The organism is Aeromonas sp. R2-4 (genome assembly GCF_040908365.1).
Lineage (GTDB): Bacteria > Pseudomonadota > Gammaproteobacteria > Enterobacterales > Aeromonadaceae > Aeromonas > Aeromonas veronii.
Window position 1 is genome coordinate 270,687 of record NZ_JBFODO010000002.1, and the last position, 16,152, is coordinate 286,838.

Here is a 16,152-nt window from a genome sequence, read left to right on the forward strand (position 1 = left end):
GCCCGGCAGAATTCGGCTCGATGGGAACCCCCCATGTTTTGGGCTGTATTTCGTAGGGTGCAATAAGCACAGCGCATTGCACCGCTCGACAATGTGTTTTGCCCGGACTCGTCCTGCGTTTGATATGGCAAGCGGTGCAATTCACTTCGTTCATTGCACCCTACGGATGACGAGCGCAGATTGACCCTCCGGCTTGCATCCCTCGCCACGCAGGCGCAGACTGTTTGGCCTTGTTTTTATGCGATTCGATTCAAGGCAACCATCATGACTCCTGCCATCAACCTGCTGAAGAAGCTCAAAATCCCCCACAAGCTCTACCCCTACGAGTGCGAAGCCCACGACGATTTCGGCAAGCATGCCGCGACCCAGCTCGGGTTGCCGGAGGCGCAGGTGTTCAAGACCCTGGTCGCCCATCACGACAAGCAGGCGGTGGTGGCCATCGTTCCCTCATCCGGTATGTGCAGTCTGAAGCAGCTGGCCAAGGCGACCGGTCTCAAGAAGGTGGAGATGATGAAACCGGCGGAAGCGGAGAAGCTGACCGGTTACAAGGTGGGCGGCATCAGCCCGCTGGCCCAGAAGAAATTGCTGCCCACCGTGCTCGACGAATCGGCGCTGCAGTTTGACGAGATCCTGGTGAGCGGCGGCAAGCGCGGCCTCTCGGTCGGCGTGGCGCCGCAGGATATGCTGACGCTGATGAAGTGGATCGCCGCTCCCATCGGCGAAGAGTAGTGCCGGGCACGGTGTGAACCTGCTCTCCGGGCCTGTGGTGGCCCGAGGGCGATGTGACTCGTGAGGATATCTGCCCGCGTCCCCCTGTTTGTCGTGTTGCTTATCCTCGCACAGGCCGCGCCAAGGTGGGGGGCCCACGCTCAGGGCTACACTGAAAGTAACCCTTCAACCAAGGCGCGGTTTATGTCACCCCTGCATCTGCTGGCCGTCGCTCTGTTCTGCGTGTTGTCGCTGACCGGACAGGCGGCCACCCGGTTTACCTTCATCAGCCCGGAGAGCGAGCGGGATCCGCGCACCACTTATGATCGGGAGCTGCTGCGGCTCGCCCTCGACAAGACTCGTGACCAGTTTGGCGATTATCTGCTGGAGCCTGCGCCGCCCATGACCAAGGCGCGCGAGCGGGTCAGCATGCAGCTCGACAGCTATCCCAACCTCTTTGTAATGGACAGCTACAGCAGCACCCGCGAGGATCTGGGGCTCGCCTATGTCCGTTTTCCCATCCATCTGGGGATCGTCAGCTACCGCATCTGTTTTGTCAGCCCGCAGCAAAAGGGGGCGGTGAGCAAAGTGACTGACCTCAAGGGGCTGCGCCAGTTCACCTTCGGTCAGGGCAAGGGGTGGCTGGATGTGGATATCCTGCGCTACGCCGGGATGGAGGTGGTGGAGGTGGAGGGGTACGAAAAGCTGTTCAAAATGGTGGCGCGGGGTCGCTTCGATCTCTTCTGCCGTGGGGTGAGCGAGCTGCGCAGCGAGCAGCTGACCCACAAGGAGATGACGGATCTGCTGGTGGATGATGCGCTGTTGATCTACTACCCGCTGCCCCGGGTCTTCTACACCAATCCCAACAATCGCGAGGCACTGCAACGGGTCGAGCGGGGGTTGCAGCTGGCGTGGCAGGATGGCTCGCTACAGGCGCTGTGGCGCAAGAGCTTTGGCCCGGCCATCGCTTTTGCCAAGCTCTCCCAGCGCCGACTGTTGCGGCTGGATAATCCCTTCCTCGACGGGATCAGCTTCGATTACCGCCCCTACTTCTACAATCCGCAAACCGATCGCTTCGGCGATTACTGAGGTGCCTGCCGCTGGCGGCAGAGGGCCAGCCAGGCCTCGGCAGTGCGGGAGAGATAGCGCTCGCTCGGCCAGATCACCCCGAGTCGCCAGCTCAATTCGGGCTCCAGCGGCCGCAGCACCAGACCATCCGGGGTCAGCCGGTGGCAGACCGGCTCCGGCAAGAAGGCGACCCCCATGCCGCTGCGCACCATGGCGGTGAGAAAATCCCACTGGCTGCTGCGCGCCGCCACCTGCGGCACAAAGCCCGCCTCCTGACACGCCTGCTCCAGCCGCTCGCTCAGGGTAAACGCCTGGGTATAGAGCAGGAAGGGCTCCTCCTGCAGGGACTCCAGCCGCAGCGGCGCCTCGCCATGCCAGCGGGGTTGATCAGGCAGCACTACCCGGATCGGGTATTGATCCAGCTCCAGCGCGCTGAGGGCGCCCCCCTCTTTGGTCGGCAGCATGGTGATAGCGAGATCCAGCTCCCCCTCCAGCACCGCCTGTTCGATGCGGCGACCGCCGTACTCCACCAGGGTCAGCTCCACCTTGGGATAGCGGCTGCGGTAGGCGCGGATCAGGTCCGCATAGACGTGACCCACCATGGGGGGAATGCCGAGGGTGAGGCGACCATGTTGCAGGCTCTGCAGATCCGCCAGTTCGGCCTCCAGCTGTTGCATCTCCGCCAAGATGGTCTGGGCCCGGTTGAACAGCACCTGGCCGCTGTCGGTCAGGGTGAAGCGGCGCCCTTCCCGGTTGAGCAGGGGTTGGCCCAGCTCCTCCTCGATATTGCGGATCATCTTGCTGATGGTGGGCTGGGTGACGAACAGCTTTTCAGAGGCGCGGGTGAAGCTCTTTTCCCGCACCAGTTCGACAAAATAGCGCAGGGCGCGAATATCCATGGACTCTCTCGACTCGTGTTGGCGGGTATGGGATGAAGTATGCCTATGCGGCATGAATTCGATAATTTTAATTCATTTCTGGCAGGTTTTGCTCAACTCTATACTGTGAGCCGGTTCACAGAAAGACGATGATCATGAAAGCCCTCTGCTTGCGCTGGTTACAGACTCCCTTCCAGATTGTGTTGCTGGCAGCCATCTGGCTGCTGGCCGATACCGCGGTGCGTACCCTCCATCTGCCGCTGCCCGCCAATCTCACCGGCATGCTGTTGCTGCTGGCCTGCATCCTGCTCGGGGTGGTTAAGGCCGAGTGGTTCAGCGCGGGTGCTCGCTGGCTGCTGGCCGAGATGCTGCTCTTCTTTGTGCCCGCCGTAGTCGCGGTGGTCAACTATCAGGATCTGCTGTTGCAGGAGGGGTGGCGCATCATGGTGGTGCTGCTGGTGAGCACTACGCTGGTGCTCGGCACCACGGCGCTGGTGGTGGACCGGGTTTACCGCCTCGAACTGAAACTGGCCCGCCGGAGTCGCCGTCATGTCTGATACCCTGCTCGGGCTGATCTGTTTCGCCCTCACCCTGCTCTTCTACTACGCCAGCAAATGGCTCTACGGCAAGAAACGCATCCTGCCGCTGATGCCCCTGCTGCTGGCGCCGACCCTGCTGGTGGCCGTGGTGCTGCTGTTCCACATCCCCTATCAGGATTACATGGCGGAATCCCACTGGCTGCTCTGGCTGCTGGGCCCCGCCACCGTCGCCTTCGCGGTGCCGGTCTACGAGAACCGCCAGCTCATTCGTCGCCACTGGTTGTCGCTGTCGGTAGGGGTGGTCGCATCGGTCATCATGGCGGTGGGGAGTACCGTGCTGCTGGCCCGCTGGCTGGATCTCTCCGACATGTTGCAACGCAGTCTGGCGATGCGATCCATCACTACGCCGTTCGCAGTGGAGGCGACCCGCGCCATCGGCGGTCAGAGCGACCTCACCGCGCTGTTTGTGGTGCTGACCGGCGTCATCGGCATGGCGGTGGGGGAGAGCGTGCTCACCGTGCTGGCCATTCGCAGCCGCCTAGGCAAAGGGGCCGGTTTTGGTGCTTCGGCCCACGGCGCCGGTACCGCCAGGGCCTATCAGATGGGCAACGAAGAAGGGGTGGTCTCCAGCATGGTGATGATGATCGCCGGTATGGTGACCGTGCTGCTGGCGCCCCTGCTGGGCCGGATGTTCTGGTAGGCCTGGCTTCCCTTTAGAAGGCTGCTCGCCCCGGCGCTACACTCTAGTGAGCGTGTATTCCTAGGATGAGCAGTATGACCTTTCATCGCCTCGCTTCCTGCTTGCTGCTGTGCAGCCTTTCCCTCCTTGCCAGTCCCCTAAGGGCGAGCGACGTCATCACTCATATCAGCCCCGAGAGCGATCGGGACTTGCGTACCCTCTATTTTCGCGATCTGTTGCAGTTGGCGCTGGAGAAGACCCGCGACAGCTTCGGTGACTACGAGCTGCGAACCGCGCCGCCGATGAACCGTATCCGGATGCGACAGATTGTGCAGACTCAGCAATACCCCAATCTGTTTGTGGCCGACAGTCTGCGTCCGGCCGCGGAGAGCGGAGCGCTGGATTACGTCCGTTTTCCGGTGGAGCTTGGCATCCTCGGTTATCGCATCTGCTTTGTCAGTCCGCAGCAGGCCGACGCAGTGGCAAGGGTCAATACCCTGGCCGAGCTGCAGCAATTTCTGCACGGGCAGGGGCGTGGCTGGCAGGATGCGGAGATCCTGCGTCATGGGGGTTTCAAGGTGCAGGAGATCGACGGTTACGAGCGGCTGTTCAAGCTGGTGGCTCGTGGCCGCATCGATCTCTTCTGCCGCGGTGCCAACGAGCTCTTTATCGAGCAGGAGCAGCACAGTGATCTGCCCGGCCTCACCGTGGATCGGCGAGTGGCGCTGCACTATCCCTTCCTCCACCTCTTCTACACCCACAAGGATAATCAGGCCGCCATCCGCCGCCTCTCGGTCGGGCTCAAGCTGGCGTGGCGGGATGGCTCGCTGCAACAGCTCTGGCTGCGCCACTTCAAACCTTCCCTCGAGCAGGCGCAGCTCCCCAGGCGCCTGTTGTTCGAGTTGGCCAATCCGCGCCTTGATAAGGTGGACTTTGACTATCGGGCGTACCACTACAACCCCGTCGACGGGACGTTCGGGCCAGGACTGCCTTGATCCTGATGGGGCTATTACCGGATAAAGGGCCGTCTTTGCTGATGTGCTAAATCATGCCAATAAGGCATGTTTTTTATTATTTAAATTCATTTTTTGAAGGTTGGTGCGCTGCATATACTGGTGGTCGCTTCACGGTTCAGGTTTGCCCTTGCACTGCTTCTGGCTTGAATCGTCCTGCTGCGGCGTCTTGATGTTCTGCATGAAGGCGTCCATCACTGGGCCGGGATCGATCCTGGCAGGTATTACAGCTGACGGAGCCTTGTTATGTTTAATCCCCACCCTTGCGCCCTGATTGTCGAAGGGGGCGCCATGCGCGGTATCTTTGCCAGCGGCGTGCTCGATGCTTTTGTCGAAAGTCACCACTACCCGTTCGATTTCGTCATGGGCGTCTCGGCCGGTGCCACCAATCTGGTCTCTTATCTGAGCGAGCAGCCGCGCCGCAGTCACCACATCATCACCGAGCTGGCTTGCAGCTCCCGGTTTCTCGATCCCCTGCGTTTCGTCAAAGGGGGCGATCTGGTGGACATCGGCTGGCTGTGGCAGGCCAGTCGCCATCACTTCCCGCTCGATCTCGACACTTTCTGCGCCCGCGACATTCCCTTCTACGCGGTGGCGACCGATGTGGCGAGCGGCAAGGCCATCTATCTGCCGGTGCGGCCCGACAACATGGATGAGGTGCTGACCGCCACCTGCGCCCTGCCGGTGGTGCAGCACGATACCCCCTGCGTCGATGGTCGCCCGATGGCCGATGGCGGGATCAGCGACTCCATTCCGGTGATCGAGGCCTATCGGCGCGGGGCGCGGCGGATGACTGTGGTGCTCTCGGAGCCCTGGGGCTATCGCAAGAAGCCGGCCCGTTTCTGCTGGATGGTCAAAGCCTTGCTGAAAACCCAGCCTGCACTGGCACAAGCCATGCTTGAGCGGGATCGCGCCTACAACCAAGCGCTCGATTTCATCGCCAATCCTCCTGCCGATTGCGAGATTGAGGTGATCGCGCCACCGGCCGATTTCATGGTTTCCCGTTTTACCCAGGATCCGGTCAAGCTGGAGTCCGGTTATCTGCAGGGTTACTGGCAGGGGCGCCAGAGTCTGTTGCGGGCCCGTGGAGAGGTGCGGGCGGTGGCCTGACTGGTTTGCCGGGCGCTGAATATAAAAAGGGGAACCTCGCGGTTCCCCTTTTGCATGCTTGTGCGGTAGTCGCTGATTACAGCATCTGCTTGAGGCGATAGAGCAGGTCGAGGGCCTGACGGGGGGTGAGCTCGTCCGGGCGCATTGCTTCCAGCTCTTCTACCACCGGATGAGGCTGCGGGGCGAGAGTCACCGGAGCCGGGCGGCTTTCACCTGCGGCGACCGGAGTGGCGCTCTCCAGCTCGTGCAGTTTGTGGCGGGCCTGCTGGATCACCGATTTCGGCACCCCGGCCAACGCCGCCACTTGCAGACCGTAGGAGCGGCTGGCCGCCCCTTCCTGCACTGCGTGCATAAAGGCGATGGTGTCGCCGTGCTCCACCGCATCGAGGTGGACGTTGGCCAGCCCGCTCATCAGCTCCGGCAGCCGGGTCAGCTCGAAGTAGTGGGTGGCGAACAGGGTGTAGGCGCCAATCTTGCTCGCCAGCTGTTCGGCGCAGGCCCACGCCAGCGAGAGGCCGTCGTAGGTGCTGGTGCCGCGGCCAATCTCGTCCATCAGCACCAGACTGCGGGCGGTGGCGTTGTTGAGGATATTGGCGGTCTCGGTCATCTCCACCATAAAGGTGGAGCGGCCGGAGGCGAGATCGTCTGACGCCCCGATGCGGGTGAAGATACGGTCGATGGGGCCGATGCGGGCGCTGTCGGCGGGGACGAAGGCGCCGATATGGGCCAGCAGCACGATCAGCGCGGTCTGGCGCATGTAGGTCGACTTACCGCCCATGTTGGGGCCGGTGATGATCAGCATCCGCCGCTCCCGCTCCAGCCGGATGGGGTTGGCGATAAAGGGGTCTGTCATCACCTGCTCAACCACCGGATGGCGGCCCGCCTCGATGATGATCTGATCTTCGTCGATGAGGGTGGGGCAGCGGTAGTCGAGGGTCTCGGCCCGCTCGGCCAGATTGGCCAGCACGTCCAGCTCCGCCAGTGCGGCGGCGGAATCCTGCAGATCGCCGAGGTGGGGCAGCAGGGCGTCGAGCAGCTCTTCGTAGAGCCGTTTCTCCAGCGCCAGCGCCTGGGACTGGGCGGTGAGTACCTTGTCCTCGTACTTCTTCAGCTCATCGATGATGTAGCGTTCGTTGTTCTTGAGGGTCTGGCGGCGGATGTAGTGGGCCGGCACCAGATGGCTGTTGGCGCGGCTCACCTCGATATAGAAGCCGTGCACCTTGTTGTAACCCACCTTGAGGGTGTTGATGCCGGTCAGCAGCTTCTCCCGCTCCTCGATGCGGGCGAGGCTGGCGGTGGCACCGTTGGCCAGATCCCGTAGCTCGTCCAGCTCCTGATTGAAGCCGTCACGGATGACGCCACCATCGCGGATCAGCACCGGCGGCACCTCCATCACCGCACGCTCCAGCAGGTCGAGCAGCTCGGGGAAGGTGCTGGCCCGCTCGGCCAGTTGTTGCACCGCTTCGTGCTCGTTGTCCGCCAGCAGGCGCTGCAACTCGGGTAACTGGGCGAAGGCCTGACGCAGGCGGGTGAGGTCTCGCGGGCGGGCCGAGCGCAGGGCGAGGCGCGCCAGCACCCGCTCCACATCACCCACCTGACGCAGCAGGTTGCCCAACTCGTCATAGAGGTTCTGCTCGATGAGCTCCTTGATGGTGCTCTGGCGACCTTTCAGGATCACCCGATCGCGGATCGGCTGGTGGATCCAGCGCTTGAGCAGGCGGCTGCCCATGGGAGTGGCGGTGCGATCCAGCACCTCGGCCAGGGTATTTTCATAGCCACCGGCCAGGTTCTGGGTCAGCTCCAGATTGCGGCGGGTGGCGGCATCCATGATGACCGCATGATCTGGCTGCTCGAGGCGTACGTTGCGGATGTGGGGCAGGGCGGTGCGCTGGGTATCTTTGACGTACTGCATCAGACAACCAGCGGCGCACAGGGCGGTCTCGCTCTTGTCTACGCCAAATCCCACCAGATCCTGGGTGCCGAACTGCTGGCAGAGCAGCTTGCGAGCGGTGCCCAGTTCAAACTCCCACTCCGGGCGGCGACGCAGGCCGCGGCGACCCTCGATATGGTGCAGGAATTCGAACGATTCCGGGTAGAGCAGCTCGGCCGGATTGGTGCGCTGCAGCTCTGCCAACAGGGTCTCTTCTTTCTCGAACTGGTTGATGAAGAAGCGGCCGGAGCCGATGTCCATGGTGCCATAGCCGAAGCGGCGGCCATCGTGGTAGACGGCGGCGATCAGGTTGTCCTGCCGCTCGCTGAGCAAAGCCTCGTCGGAGACGGTACCCGGGGTGATGATGCGAATGACCTTGCGCTCGACCGGCCCCTTGCTGGTGGCGGGATCCCCCACCTGCTCGCAGATGGCGGCCGACTCGCCGAGCTGCACCAGCTTGGCCAGATAGCCCTCGATAGCGTGATAAGGCACCCCCGCCATCGGGATGGGGCTGCCCGCCGACTGGCCACGCTTGGTCAGGGAGATGTCGAGCAGTTGGGAGGCCTTGCGGGCATCGTCATAGAACAGCTCGTAGAAGTCGCCCATCCGGTAGAACAGCAGGATCTCCGGGTTCTCGGCCTTGAGGCCAAGGTACTGCTGCATCATGGGCGTGTGGGCGCTCAGATTGGCGCTGGGAGCGGAGCTTGTGGCGCCGCTGGCTTGGTGTTGTGCGGTCATGTTCTGTTCCAGAAGGGGCCTCTGCGGGCCAGTGTCTGCGGTGATGAGCCTTGAGCTTGATGGCGCCATTCTACACATAAGCGCCGCGACGGGGGAGCGGGTGTTCCGGGCGCGGTTGTTCTGCACTATTGAAGGCATGACACAGGTGCGGCACCTCACATTGCGGCAGGCAAGGGTGGTCTGCCGTGGTTGCGGGCGGCGCTAGCGGGATCGCATAATGTGCCTCTTGAGCGGATCAGAAGGAGTCGTGATGAAACTGGATGCAGAGATAGAGCACCTTGCCATCGAGCTGGGTAAGTCCCTCGGTCAGCGGGGCTGGCTGGCGGCGACCGCCGAATCCTGTACCGGCGGCGGGGTGGCCTGCGCCATCACCGACATCGCGGGCAGCTCCGGTTGGTTCGATCGCGGATTTGTCACCTATACCAACGAGGCCAAGCAGCAGATGTTGGGGGTGAGCAGCGATAGCCTTGAACTGCACGGTGCGGTGAGCGAGGCGGTGGTGCTGGAGATGGCCCGCGGCGCGCTGGCGCACTCGTCTGCCTCCATCAGCGTTGCTATCAGTGGCATCGCCGGCCCCGGCGGCGCCACCGAAGGCAAGCCGGTCGGCACCGTCTGGTTCGCCTGGGCCGACCGCAATGGCCGTCACCACTCCCTGCTCGCCCGCTTCGACGGGGATCGCCGACAGGTACGCCAGCAGGCGGTGAGACAGGCCTTGTCGGGTCTGTTGGCCCTGCTCAGATAAATTGGGCTTGATACTGTATGAATAGACAGTATACTTAGCCCAACTTCACTTCTTACTCACGATTTCCAGCGGAGATTGGCATGGATCAGAACAAACAGAAGGCACTGGCGGCTGCGCTGGGTCAGATTGAAAAGCAGTTCGGCAAAGGTTCCATCATGCGTCTGGGCGACAGCAAGACCATGGATATCGAAGCCATCTCTACCGGTTCTCTCTCGCTGGACGTGGCGCTGGGCATTGGCGGTCTGCCGTGTGGCCGTATCGTCGAGATCTACGGCCCGGAATCTTCCGGTAAAACCACCCTCACCCTGCAGGTGATTGCGGAAGCCCAGAAGAAAGGCAAAACCTGTGCCTTCGTCGATGCGGAGCACGCGCTGGATCCTATTTATGCTGCCAAGCTGGGCGTCAACGTCGACGACCTGCTGATCTCCCAGCCGGATACCGGTGAACAGGCGCTGGAGATCTGCGACATGCTGGTTCGCTCCAACGCGGTTGACGTCATTATCGTCGACTCCGTGGCGGCCCTGACCCCGAAAGCGGAAATCGAAGGGGAGATGGGTGACTCCCACGTTGGTCTGCAGGCCCGTCTGATGTCCCAGGCGCTGCGCAAGCTGACTGCCAACATCAAGAACGCCAACTGCCTGTGCATCTTCATCAACCAGATCCGGATGAAGATCGGCGTCATGTTCGGTAGCCCGGAGACCACTACCGGTGGTAACGCGCTCAAGTTCTACGCCTCCGTGCGTCTGGATATCCGTCGTATCGGCGCCATCAAGGAAGGCGACGAAGTGGTCGGTAACGAGACTCGCGTCAAAGTGGTCAAGAACAAGGTGGCCCCGCCCTTCAAGCAGGCTGAATTCCAGATCTTCTACGGCGCCGGTATCTCCAAAGAGGGTGAGCTGGTGGATCTCGGCGTCAAGCACAAGCTGATCGACAAGGCCGGTGCCTGGTACAGCTACAACGGTGAGAAGATCGGTCAGGGCAAGGCCAACGTGATGAAGCTGTTCGCCGAGAACAAGGTGATGGCTGGTGAAGTGGAAGCCCGTCTGCGCGAGCTGCTGCTCTCCGGCGCAGTGCCTGTCGATGACAAGGCTGCACCGGTTGAGGCAGAAGAGTTCGATGCCGAAAGCGAACAAGAGTTCGAATAAGGAACAAAGGAAGGCCGGGTAGATACCCGGCCTTGTTATTTATGATGGTTGATGAATCCGTTACCGAACCGGTCAAGCCTGCCGAACCGACCTTTGCAGAGCAGCTGGCCGCCGCCCGCGCCTTTGCCATGCGCAGTCTGGCCCGCCGCGAGAGTGCCGAGTCAGAGCTGGCAAACCGGCTGCGCCAGCAGGGTTTCAATGAAGAGGTGATCGAAGCGGTGGTCGACTACTGCCGTGGTTACAACTGGGTCAATGACGAACGTTACGGCGGTATGGCTGTACGTGCCGGTGCCGCCAAGGGCCATGGCCCCATCAAGATCCGTTTCGATCTGCGCCGCAAGGGGCTCGACGATATGCAGATTGATGCCGCATTCGATCAGCCGGAGCTGGACTGGTTCGAACTGGCGTTTGCCCTGCTCGAACGGCGCGCCCGGGTGGCCGATCTGGCGGATTTCAAGCTGCGGATGAAGTGGCTCAAGTATCTGCTGGGGCGCGGCTTTACCCAGGATCAGGCTCGTTACGCCATCTCTGCCCTGCAGGAGCGGGAAGAGTAACGCCACTGCGTGGCAAACGTCGTTTCTCCTCTCCTTATGGCAGGTTTTTCCTGCCCGTTCAGTAGCTTGCGCGCACAATCCCGAAAAAGCGGCCTTTTGTTCATCTCATCCCTCTTTATGCGCTGCTTTTTTGCCTCTCGACAGTGAAAAAAGCCACTGTGGGCAGCGGCGCTCTTATCTGGCCCGTTTATGTGCGCTTTTTCGCCCGTGGCGGCCCTGTCCGTTTTACTTTACCCCGCAGAAAACTTACATTAATGCGGTTAAAAGTCCGTATTCGAATCAAGCAGGATTTTCCATGTATATGTCCACGTCAGAGATTCGCGCTGCGTTTCTCGAGTATTTCCGTTCCCAGGGGCACCAGGTTGTCTCCTCCAGCTCGCTGGTACCGCATAACGACCCGACCCTGTTGTTTACCAACGCGGGTATGAACCAGTTCAAGGACGTGTTCCTTGGCGCAGACAAGCGTGCCTACAATCGCGCGACGACTTCCCAGCGTTGCGTGCGTGCCGGTGGTAAGCACAACGATCTGGAAAACGTCGGCTATACCGCTCGTCACCACACCTTCTTCGAAATGCTGGGTAACTTCAGCTTCGGTGACTACTTCAAGCAGGATGCCATCAAGTTTGCATGGGGCTTCCTGACCGAGGTGCTGCAGCTGCCGAAAGATCGCCTGCTGGTGACCGTCTACGCGACTGACGATGAAGCTTTCGACATCTGGGAAAAAGAGGTCGGTGTCCCGGCCGATCGCATCGTGCGCATCGGTGACAACAAGGGTGCCCCTTACGCTTCCGACAACTTCTGGGCTATGGGCGATACCGGCCCGTGCGGTCCCTGCACCGAGATCTTCTATGACCACGGCGATCACATCTGGGGTGGCCGTCCCGGCTCACCGGAAGAGGATGGTGACCGTTTCATCGAGATCTGGAACGTGGTGTTCATGCAGTTCAACCGTCAGGCTGACGGCACCATGGAGCCGCTGCCGCGTCCGTCTGTTGATACCGGTATGGGTCTGGAGCGTATCTCCGCCATCATGCAGGGTGTCCACTCCAACTACGAAATCGACATCTTCCAGGCGCTGATCAAGAAAGCGGCCGAGATTGTCGGCACCACCGATCTGAGCAACCAGTCCCTGCGCGTCATCGCTGACCACATCCGCTCCTGCGCCTTCCTGGTGGCAGATGGCGTGATGCCGTCCAACGAAGGTCGTGGCTATGTGCTGCGTCGCATCATCCGCCGCGCCGTGCGTCACGGTCGCAAGCTGGGCGCGACCGATGTCTTCTTCTACAAACTGGCTGCCGAGCTGGCAGTGCAGATGAAGGATGTCGCTGCCGAGCTGATCGCCCAGCTGCCGCTGGTCGAGCGCGTGCTGCGCATCGAAGAGGAGCAGTTTGTCCGCACCCTGGATCGCGGTCTGCTGCTGCTGGAAGATGCTCTGGCCAACCTGGGTGATGCCAAGGTTATTCCGGGCGAAGTGGTGTTCAAGCTGTATGACACTTACGGCTTCCCGGCCGACCTGACTGCCGACGTGGTGCGCGAGCGCGAGATCGGCATCGACGAAGAGGGCTTCAAGGCCGAGATGGAGAAGCAGCGTGCTCGTGCCAAAGAGGCCTCCAGCTTCGGCGTGAACTACAACGAGATGCTCAAGCTCGACTTCGAGACCCCCTTCACCGGTTACAAGACCCTGACCGAGCGTACCCGCGTGGTCGGTATCTACAAGGGTGTGGAAGAGGTGAGCGGTCTTATCGCCGGTGACGAAGCGGTCATCGTGCTGGAAGAGACCCCCTTCTACGCCGAGTCCGGCGGCCAGATCGGCGACAGCGGTACCCTGAAAGTGGACGACGGCATCTTTGCCGTGACCGACACCCTGAAAGCGGGCAAGGCGATCATCCACAAGGGCTACATGGAGCTGGGCACTCTGGAGAAGGGCGCCGAAGTGGAAGCCGTGGTTGATGGCGATCGTCGTCAGGCCATCGCCCTGAACCACTCAGTGACTCACCTGCTGCACGCTGCCCTGCGTCAGGCACTGGGCGAGCATGTCACCCAGAAAGGTTCTCTGGTTGGGGCCGAGCGTATGCGCTTTGACTTCTCCCACTTCGAGGGGTTGACCATGGCGACCATTCGCCGGGTCGAGGAGCTGGTCAATAACCAGATCCGCGCCAACCACGAAATCACCACCCAGCTGATGGATCTGGAAGCGGCCAAGTCCGCCGGTGCCATGGCGCTGTTTGGTGAAAAATATGAAGACGACGTGCGCGTGGTGCGCATGGGCGACTACTCCACCGAGCTGTGCGGCGGTACTCACGCCAAGCGCACCGGTGATATCGGCTTCTTCAAGATCATCGCCGAGAGCGGTATCGCAGCTGGCGTGCGCCGTATCGAAGCGGTGACCGGCAAAGCGGCCATCGACTTCATGCATCAGGTTGGCGAGCAGATCGAAGAGGCTGCTGCCCTGGTGAAAGGCGACCAGTTCTGCATCGCCGACAAGGTTCGCCAGATGCTGGACAAGGCCAAGATGATGGAGCGCGAGCTGGAGCAGCTCAAGGCCAAGCTGGCCGCTCAGGCCGGTAACGACCTGCTGGGTCAGGTGATCGAGATCAACGGTCAGAAGGTGCTGGTTGCAGCGCTGGAAGGGGCTGATCCGAAATCCCTGCGCGGCATGCTGGACGAGCTGAAAAACCAGATGAAGTCCGGTGTCGTGCTGCTGGCAACCTGTGCCGACGGCAAGGTCAACCTGATCGCCGGTGTCACCAACGACCTGACCGGCAAGGTCAAGGCCGGTGAGCTGGTCAATCTGGTTGCCCAGCAGGTGGGTGGCAAGGGCGGTGGCCGTCCGGACATGGCACAGGCGGGTGGTACCCAGCCTGAGGCGGTGCCGGCAGCGCTGCAATCCGTTCACTCCTGGCTGGAAGAGCGCCTGTAATCGGGCGAGGTGATCTGTGGCACTCTATGTACAGAAGTACGGCGGCACCTCGGTCGGCACACTGGAGCGGATCGAGGCGGTAGCTGAGCGGGTCGAGCAGACCCGCGCCCAGGGACACGACGTGGTGGTGGTTGTCTCCGCCATGTCGGGCGAAACCAACCGGTTGCTGGGCATGGCCCAGCAACTGGATCCTGATGCCAACCGGCGGGAGATGGATGTACTGGTCTCCACCGGTGAGCAGGTCACCATAGCGCTGCTTGCCATCGCGTTGAACAAACGCGGTTGCCCGGCGGTCTCGATGACTGGCGATCAGGTACGGATTCATACCGATTCCGCCTATGGCAAGGCGCGCATCACCCACATCGACACCGAGCTGGTTCATGCCGAACTGGCTGCGGGCAAGGTGGTGGTGATCGCCGGTTTCCAGGGCCGTGACGAGCATAACGCCATCACGACGCTGGGCCGCGGCGGTTCGGATACCACGGCAGTTGCCGTGGCGGCGGCCATCAAGGCTGATGAGTGCCAGATCTTTACCGATGTGGATGGGGTATACACCACGGATCCGCGCATCGAGCCCAAGGCGCGTCGTCTCGACACCATCACCTTCGAGGAGATGCTGGAGATGGCCAGTCTCGGCGCCAAGGTGTTGCAGATCCGCTCGGTGGAGTTTGCGGGCAAGTACCGCGTCCCGCTGCGGGTGCTGTCGAGCTTTATCGATGGAGAGGGAACCTTAATCACATATGGAGGTGATAGGATGGAAGCTCCCCTGGTATCCGGGATCGCTTTTAACCGCAACGAGGCCAGCCTGACCATTCTGGGCGTGCCGGACAGACCAACCGTTGCCGCGCAGATCCTGAATCCGATCAGCGACGCCAACATTGATGTCGACATGATTGTGCAGAACACCCTGGGAGATGGCACCGCCGACTTCACCTTCACGGTGAATCGTGACGACTATCGCCGCGCTCGGGCACTGCTGGAGGAGACCGCCACCGAACTTGGCGCCTCCTGCGTGCAGGGAAATAGCGAAATTGCCAAGGTTTCCATTGTCGGTGTCGGCATGTGGAACCATCCCGGTGTTGCGCGCACCATGTTCAAGGTATTGGGCGAGGAGGGGATCAACATGCAGTTGATCTCGACCTCTGAAATCAAAATCTCTGTGGTGATTGACGAGAAGTATCTGGAGCTGGCGGTGCGAGCCCTGCACGCGGCTTTCGGGTTGGATCAGGCACCGCAAGAGCAGCCCTTGGGCTAACAATCTCTGATTGATTTAGTTTCAACCATTTACCATATCGGTATCTTTGTTAGATAATGTCGCATATCGATATAAAAACAAAACAGGATACAGGAGCAAGCGAATGCTTATTTTGACTCGTCGTGTTGGGGAAACCCTGATGATTGGTGATGAAGTGACTGTCACCGTACTGGGTGTTAAAGGCAACCAGGTCCGTATCGGTGTTAACGCGCCGAAAGAGGTCTCCGTACACCGCGAAGAGATCTACCAGCGCATCCAGGCCGAGAAAGTTCCGGGCCAACCGGGCTTCTAAGCCACTTTCATGGCTGTGACAAGGCGACACCTCATGTGTCGCCTTTTGTTTTTCCGGCCCCCTGAAATTGCCCTGCAGGGCGCGAAACTGCGGGATAAGTGCCGATATTGTTTGAATATTCCACGCTTTGACCAAATGCTGAGCGAACGCACTTTTTTCTCCAAAAAAGTGTTTGACTAAAAATCCCTGTGAAGTATTATCAGCCCCGCAAACGGAGAGGTGGCCGAGAGGCTGAAGGCGCTCCCCTGCTAAGGGAGTATGCGGCTTATACCCGCATCGGGGGTTCGAATCCCCCCTTCTCCGCCATTTGCGCCCGTAGCTCAGCTGGATAGAGTACCTGGCTACGAACCAGGTGGTCAGAGGTTCGAATCCTCTCGGGCGCACCATATTACGACTCAAGCAAGAGTCATGTGTTGACCATCAGCAAGTCGACACTTTGGAAAAGGCTTACTGATAAGTAAGCTTTTTTTATCGTTTTAAAACAGGGCGCCCGTAGCTCAGCTGGATAGAGTACCTGGCTACGAACCAGGTGGTCAGAGGTTCGAATCCTCTCGGGCGCACCATATTTCAAGTAGTACCAA

The 16,152-nt window shown here is 60.9% G+C and carries 14 protein-coding genes and 3 tRNA genes; 15 read left to right on the forward strand and 2 right to left on the reverse strand.

Annotated features, from left to right (window positions below; genetic code table 11):
• Positions 1-264: 264 nt before the first annotated feature.
• A complete protein-coding gene (ybaK, locus tag AB5Z05_RS01535; RefSeq protein WP_005336092.1) occupies positions 265-729 on the forward strand; it encodes a Cys-tRNA(Pro) deacylase in 465 nt (154 codons plus the stop codon).
• Positions 730-912: 183 nt separating this feature from the next.
• On the forward strand, positions 913-1,797 hold the full coding sequence (locus AB5Z05_RS01540; RefSeq protein WP_368149938.1) for a transporter substrate-binding domain-containing protein: 885 nt from the start codon (positions 913-915) through the stop codon (positions 1,795-1,797).
• On the opposite strand, the gene AB5Z05_RS01545 is transcribed toward AB5Z05_RS01540, so the two are convergent.
• On the reverse strand, positions 1,791-2,675 hold the full coding sequence (locus AB5Z05_RS01545) for a LysR family transcriptional regulator (protein ID WP_047434749.1): 885 nt from the start codon (positions 2,673-2,675) through the stop codon (positions 1,791-1,793). The genes AB5Z05_RS01540 and AB5Z05_RS01545 overlap by 7 nt on opposite strands.
• Before the next feature lie 134 nt (positions 2,676-2,809).
• Here AB5Z05_RS01545 and AB5Z05_RS01550 point away from each other — a divergent pair, with 134 nt between their 5' ends.
• From AB5Z05_RS01550 to AB5Z05_RS01565, 4 genes are all read left to right on the forward strand, one after another.
• On the forward strand, positions 2,810-3,211 hold the full coding sequence (locus tag AB5Z05_RS01550) for a CidA/LrgA family protein (protein ID WP_040069042.1): 402 nt from the start codon (positions 2,810-2,812) through the stop codon (positions 3,209-3,211).
• Complete coding sequence (locus AB5Z05_RS01555; RefSeq protein ID WP_005341581.1) at positions 3,204-3,893, forward strand: LrgB family protein; 690 nt, start codon at positions 3,204-3,206, stop codon at positions 3,891-3,893. The genes AB5Z05_RS01550 and AB5Z05_RS01555 overlap by 8 nt, the downstream gene beginning before the upstream one ends.
• Before the next feature lie 74 nt (positions 3,894-3,967).
• A complete protein-coding gene (locus AB5Z05_RS01560) occupies positions 3,968-4,867 on the forward strand; it encodes a hypothetical protein (protein ID WP_058057575.1) in 900 nt (299 codons plus the stop codon).
• Positions 4,868-5,131: 264 nt separating this feature from the next.
• Positions 5,132-5,995 (forward strand): patatin family protein, encoded by an 864-nt coding sequence (locus AB5Z05_RS01565; RefSeq protein WP_043822032.1) that lies wholly within the window; start codon positions 5,132-5,134, stop codon positions 5,993-5,995.
• Between the two features lie 76 nt (positions 5,996-6,071).
• Here AB5Z05_RS01565 and mutS read toward each other — a convergent pair whose 3' ends face one another.
• A complete protein-coding gene (gene mutS / locus AB5Z05_RS01570; protein ID WP_323918667.1) occupies positions 6,072-8,591 on the reverse strand; it encodes a DNA mismatch repair protein MutS in 2,520 nt (839 codons plus the stop codon).
• Positions 8,592-8,913: 322 nt separating this feature from the next.
• Here mutS and AB5Z05_RS01575 point away from each other — a divergent pair, with 322 nt between their 5' ends.
• From AB5Z05_RS01575 to AB5Z05_RS01615, 9 genes are all read left to right on the forward strand, one after another.
• Positions 8,914-9,405, forward strand: coding sequence for a nicotinamide-nucleotide amidohydrolase family protein (locus tag AB5Z05_RS01575; RefSeq protein ID WP_368149939.1), 492 nt, complete (start codon positions 8,914-8,916; stop codon positions 9,403-9,405).
• A gap of 80 nt (positions 9,406-9,485) precedes the next feature.
• Positions 9,486-10,550, forward strand: coding sequence for a recombinase RecA (gene recA / locus AB5Z05_RS01580; RefSeq protein WP_040068994.1), 1,065 nt, complete (start codon positions 9,486-9,488; stop codon positions 10,548-10,550).
• A gap of 44 nt (positions 10,551-10,594) precedes the next feature.
• On the forward strand, positions 10,595-11,104 hold the full coding sequence (locus tag AB5Z05_RS01585; protein WP_244776835.1) for a regulatory protein RecX: 510 nt from the start codon (positions 10,595-10,597) through the stop codon (positions 11,102-11,104).
• Between the two features lie 295 nt (positions 11,105-11,399).
• Positions 11,400-14,024, forward strand: coding sequence for an alanine--tRNA ligase (alaS, locus tag AB5Z05_RS01590; RefSeq protein WP_005343004.1), 2,625 nt, complete (start codon positions 11,400-11,402; stop codon positions 14,022-14,024).
• 16 nt (positions 14,025-14,040) lie between these two features.
• The gene (locus tag AB5Z05_RS01595; protein ID WP_201992859.1) at positions 14,041-15,279 is read left to right on the forward strand and encodes an aspartate kinase; all 1,239 of its coding nucleotides are present in this window, start codon (positions 14,041-14,043) and stop codon (positions 15,277-15,279) included.
• A 103-nt stretch (positions 15,280-15,382) separates the two neighbouring features.
• Entirely contained in the window at positions 15,383-15,571 is a 189-nt protein-coding gene (csrA, locus tag AB5Z05_RS01600) for a carbon storage regulator CsrA (protein WP_005336053.1), read from the forward strand.
• A 213-nt stretch (positions 15,572-15,784) separates the two neighbouring features.
• Positions 15,785-15,877 (forward strand) — tRNA-Ser (locus AB5Z05_RS01605).
• 3 nt (positions 15,878-15,880) lie between these two features.
• Positions 15,881-15,957 (forward strand) — tRNA-Arg (locus AB5Z05_RS01610).
• A 100-nt stretch (positions 15,958-16,057) separates the two neighbouring features.
• Positions 16,058-16,134: transfer RNA gene (locus AB5Z05_RS01615), tRNA-Arg, on the forward strand.
• Positions 16,135-16,152: the final 18 nt, after the last annotated feature.

What these genes read in the sequence shown, in the direction of transcription:
- ybaK (WP_005336092.1), top strand. Translation starts at nt 265, where the DNA reads ATGACTCCTGCCATCAACCTGCTGAAGAAGCTCAAAATCCCCCACAAG.
- AB5Z05_RS01540 (WP_368149938.1), top strand. Translation starts at nt 913, where the DNA reads ATGTCACCCCTGCATCTGCTGGCCGTCGCTCTGTTCTGCGTGTTGTCG.
- AB5Z05_RS01545 (WP_047434749.1), bottom strand. Translation starts at nt 2,675, where the DNA reads ATGGATATTCGCGCCCTGCGCTATTTTGTCGAACTGGTGCGGGAAAAG.
- AB5Z05_RS01550 (WP_040069042.1), top strand. Translation starts at nt 2,810, where the DNA reads ATGAAAGCCCTCTGCTTGCGCTGGTTACAGACTCCCTTCCAGATTGTG.
- AB5Z05_RS01555 (WP_005341581.1), top strand. Translation starts at nt 3,204, where the DNA reads ATGTCTGATACCCTGCTCGGGCTGATCTGTTTCGCCCTCACCCTGCTC.
- AB5Z05_RS01560 (WP_058057575.1), top strand. Translation starts at nt 3,968, where the DNA reads ATGACCTTTCATCGCCTCGCTTCCTGCTTGCTGCTGTGCAGCCTTTCC.
- AB5Z05_RS01565 (WP_043822032.1), top strand. Translation starts at nt 5,132, where the DNA reads ATGTTTAATCCCCACCCTTGCGCCCTGATTGTCGAAGGGGGCGCCATG.
- mutS (WP_323918667.1), bottom strand. Translation starts at nt 8,591, where the DNA reads ATGATGCAGCAGTACCTTGGCCTCAAGGCCGAGAACCCGGAGATCCTG.
- AB5Z05_RS01575 (WP_368149939.1), top strand. Translation starts at nt 8,914, where the DNA reads ATGAAACTGGATGCAGAGATAGAGCACCTTGCCATCGAGCTGGGTAAG.
- recA (WP_040068994.1), top strand. Translation starts at nt 9,486, where the DNA reads ATGGATCAGAACAAACAGAAGGCACTGGCGGCTGCGCTGGGTCAGATT.
- AB5Z05_RS01585 (WP_244776835.1), top strand. Translation starts at nt 10,595, where the DNA reads ATGGTTGATGAATCCGTTACCGAACCGGTCAAGCCTGCCGAACCGACC.
- alaS (WP_005343004.1), top strand. Translation starts at nt 11,400, where the DNA reads ATGTATATGTCCACGTCAGAGATTCGCGCTGCGTTTCTCGAGTATTTC.
- csrA (WP_005336053.1), top strand. Translation starts at nt 15,383, where the DNA reads ATGCTTATTTTGACTCGTCGTGTTGGGGAAACCCTGATGATTGGTGAT.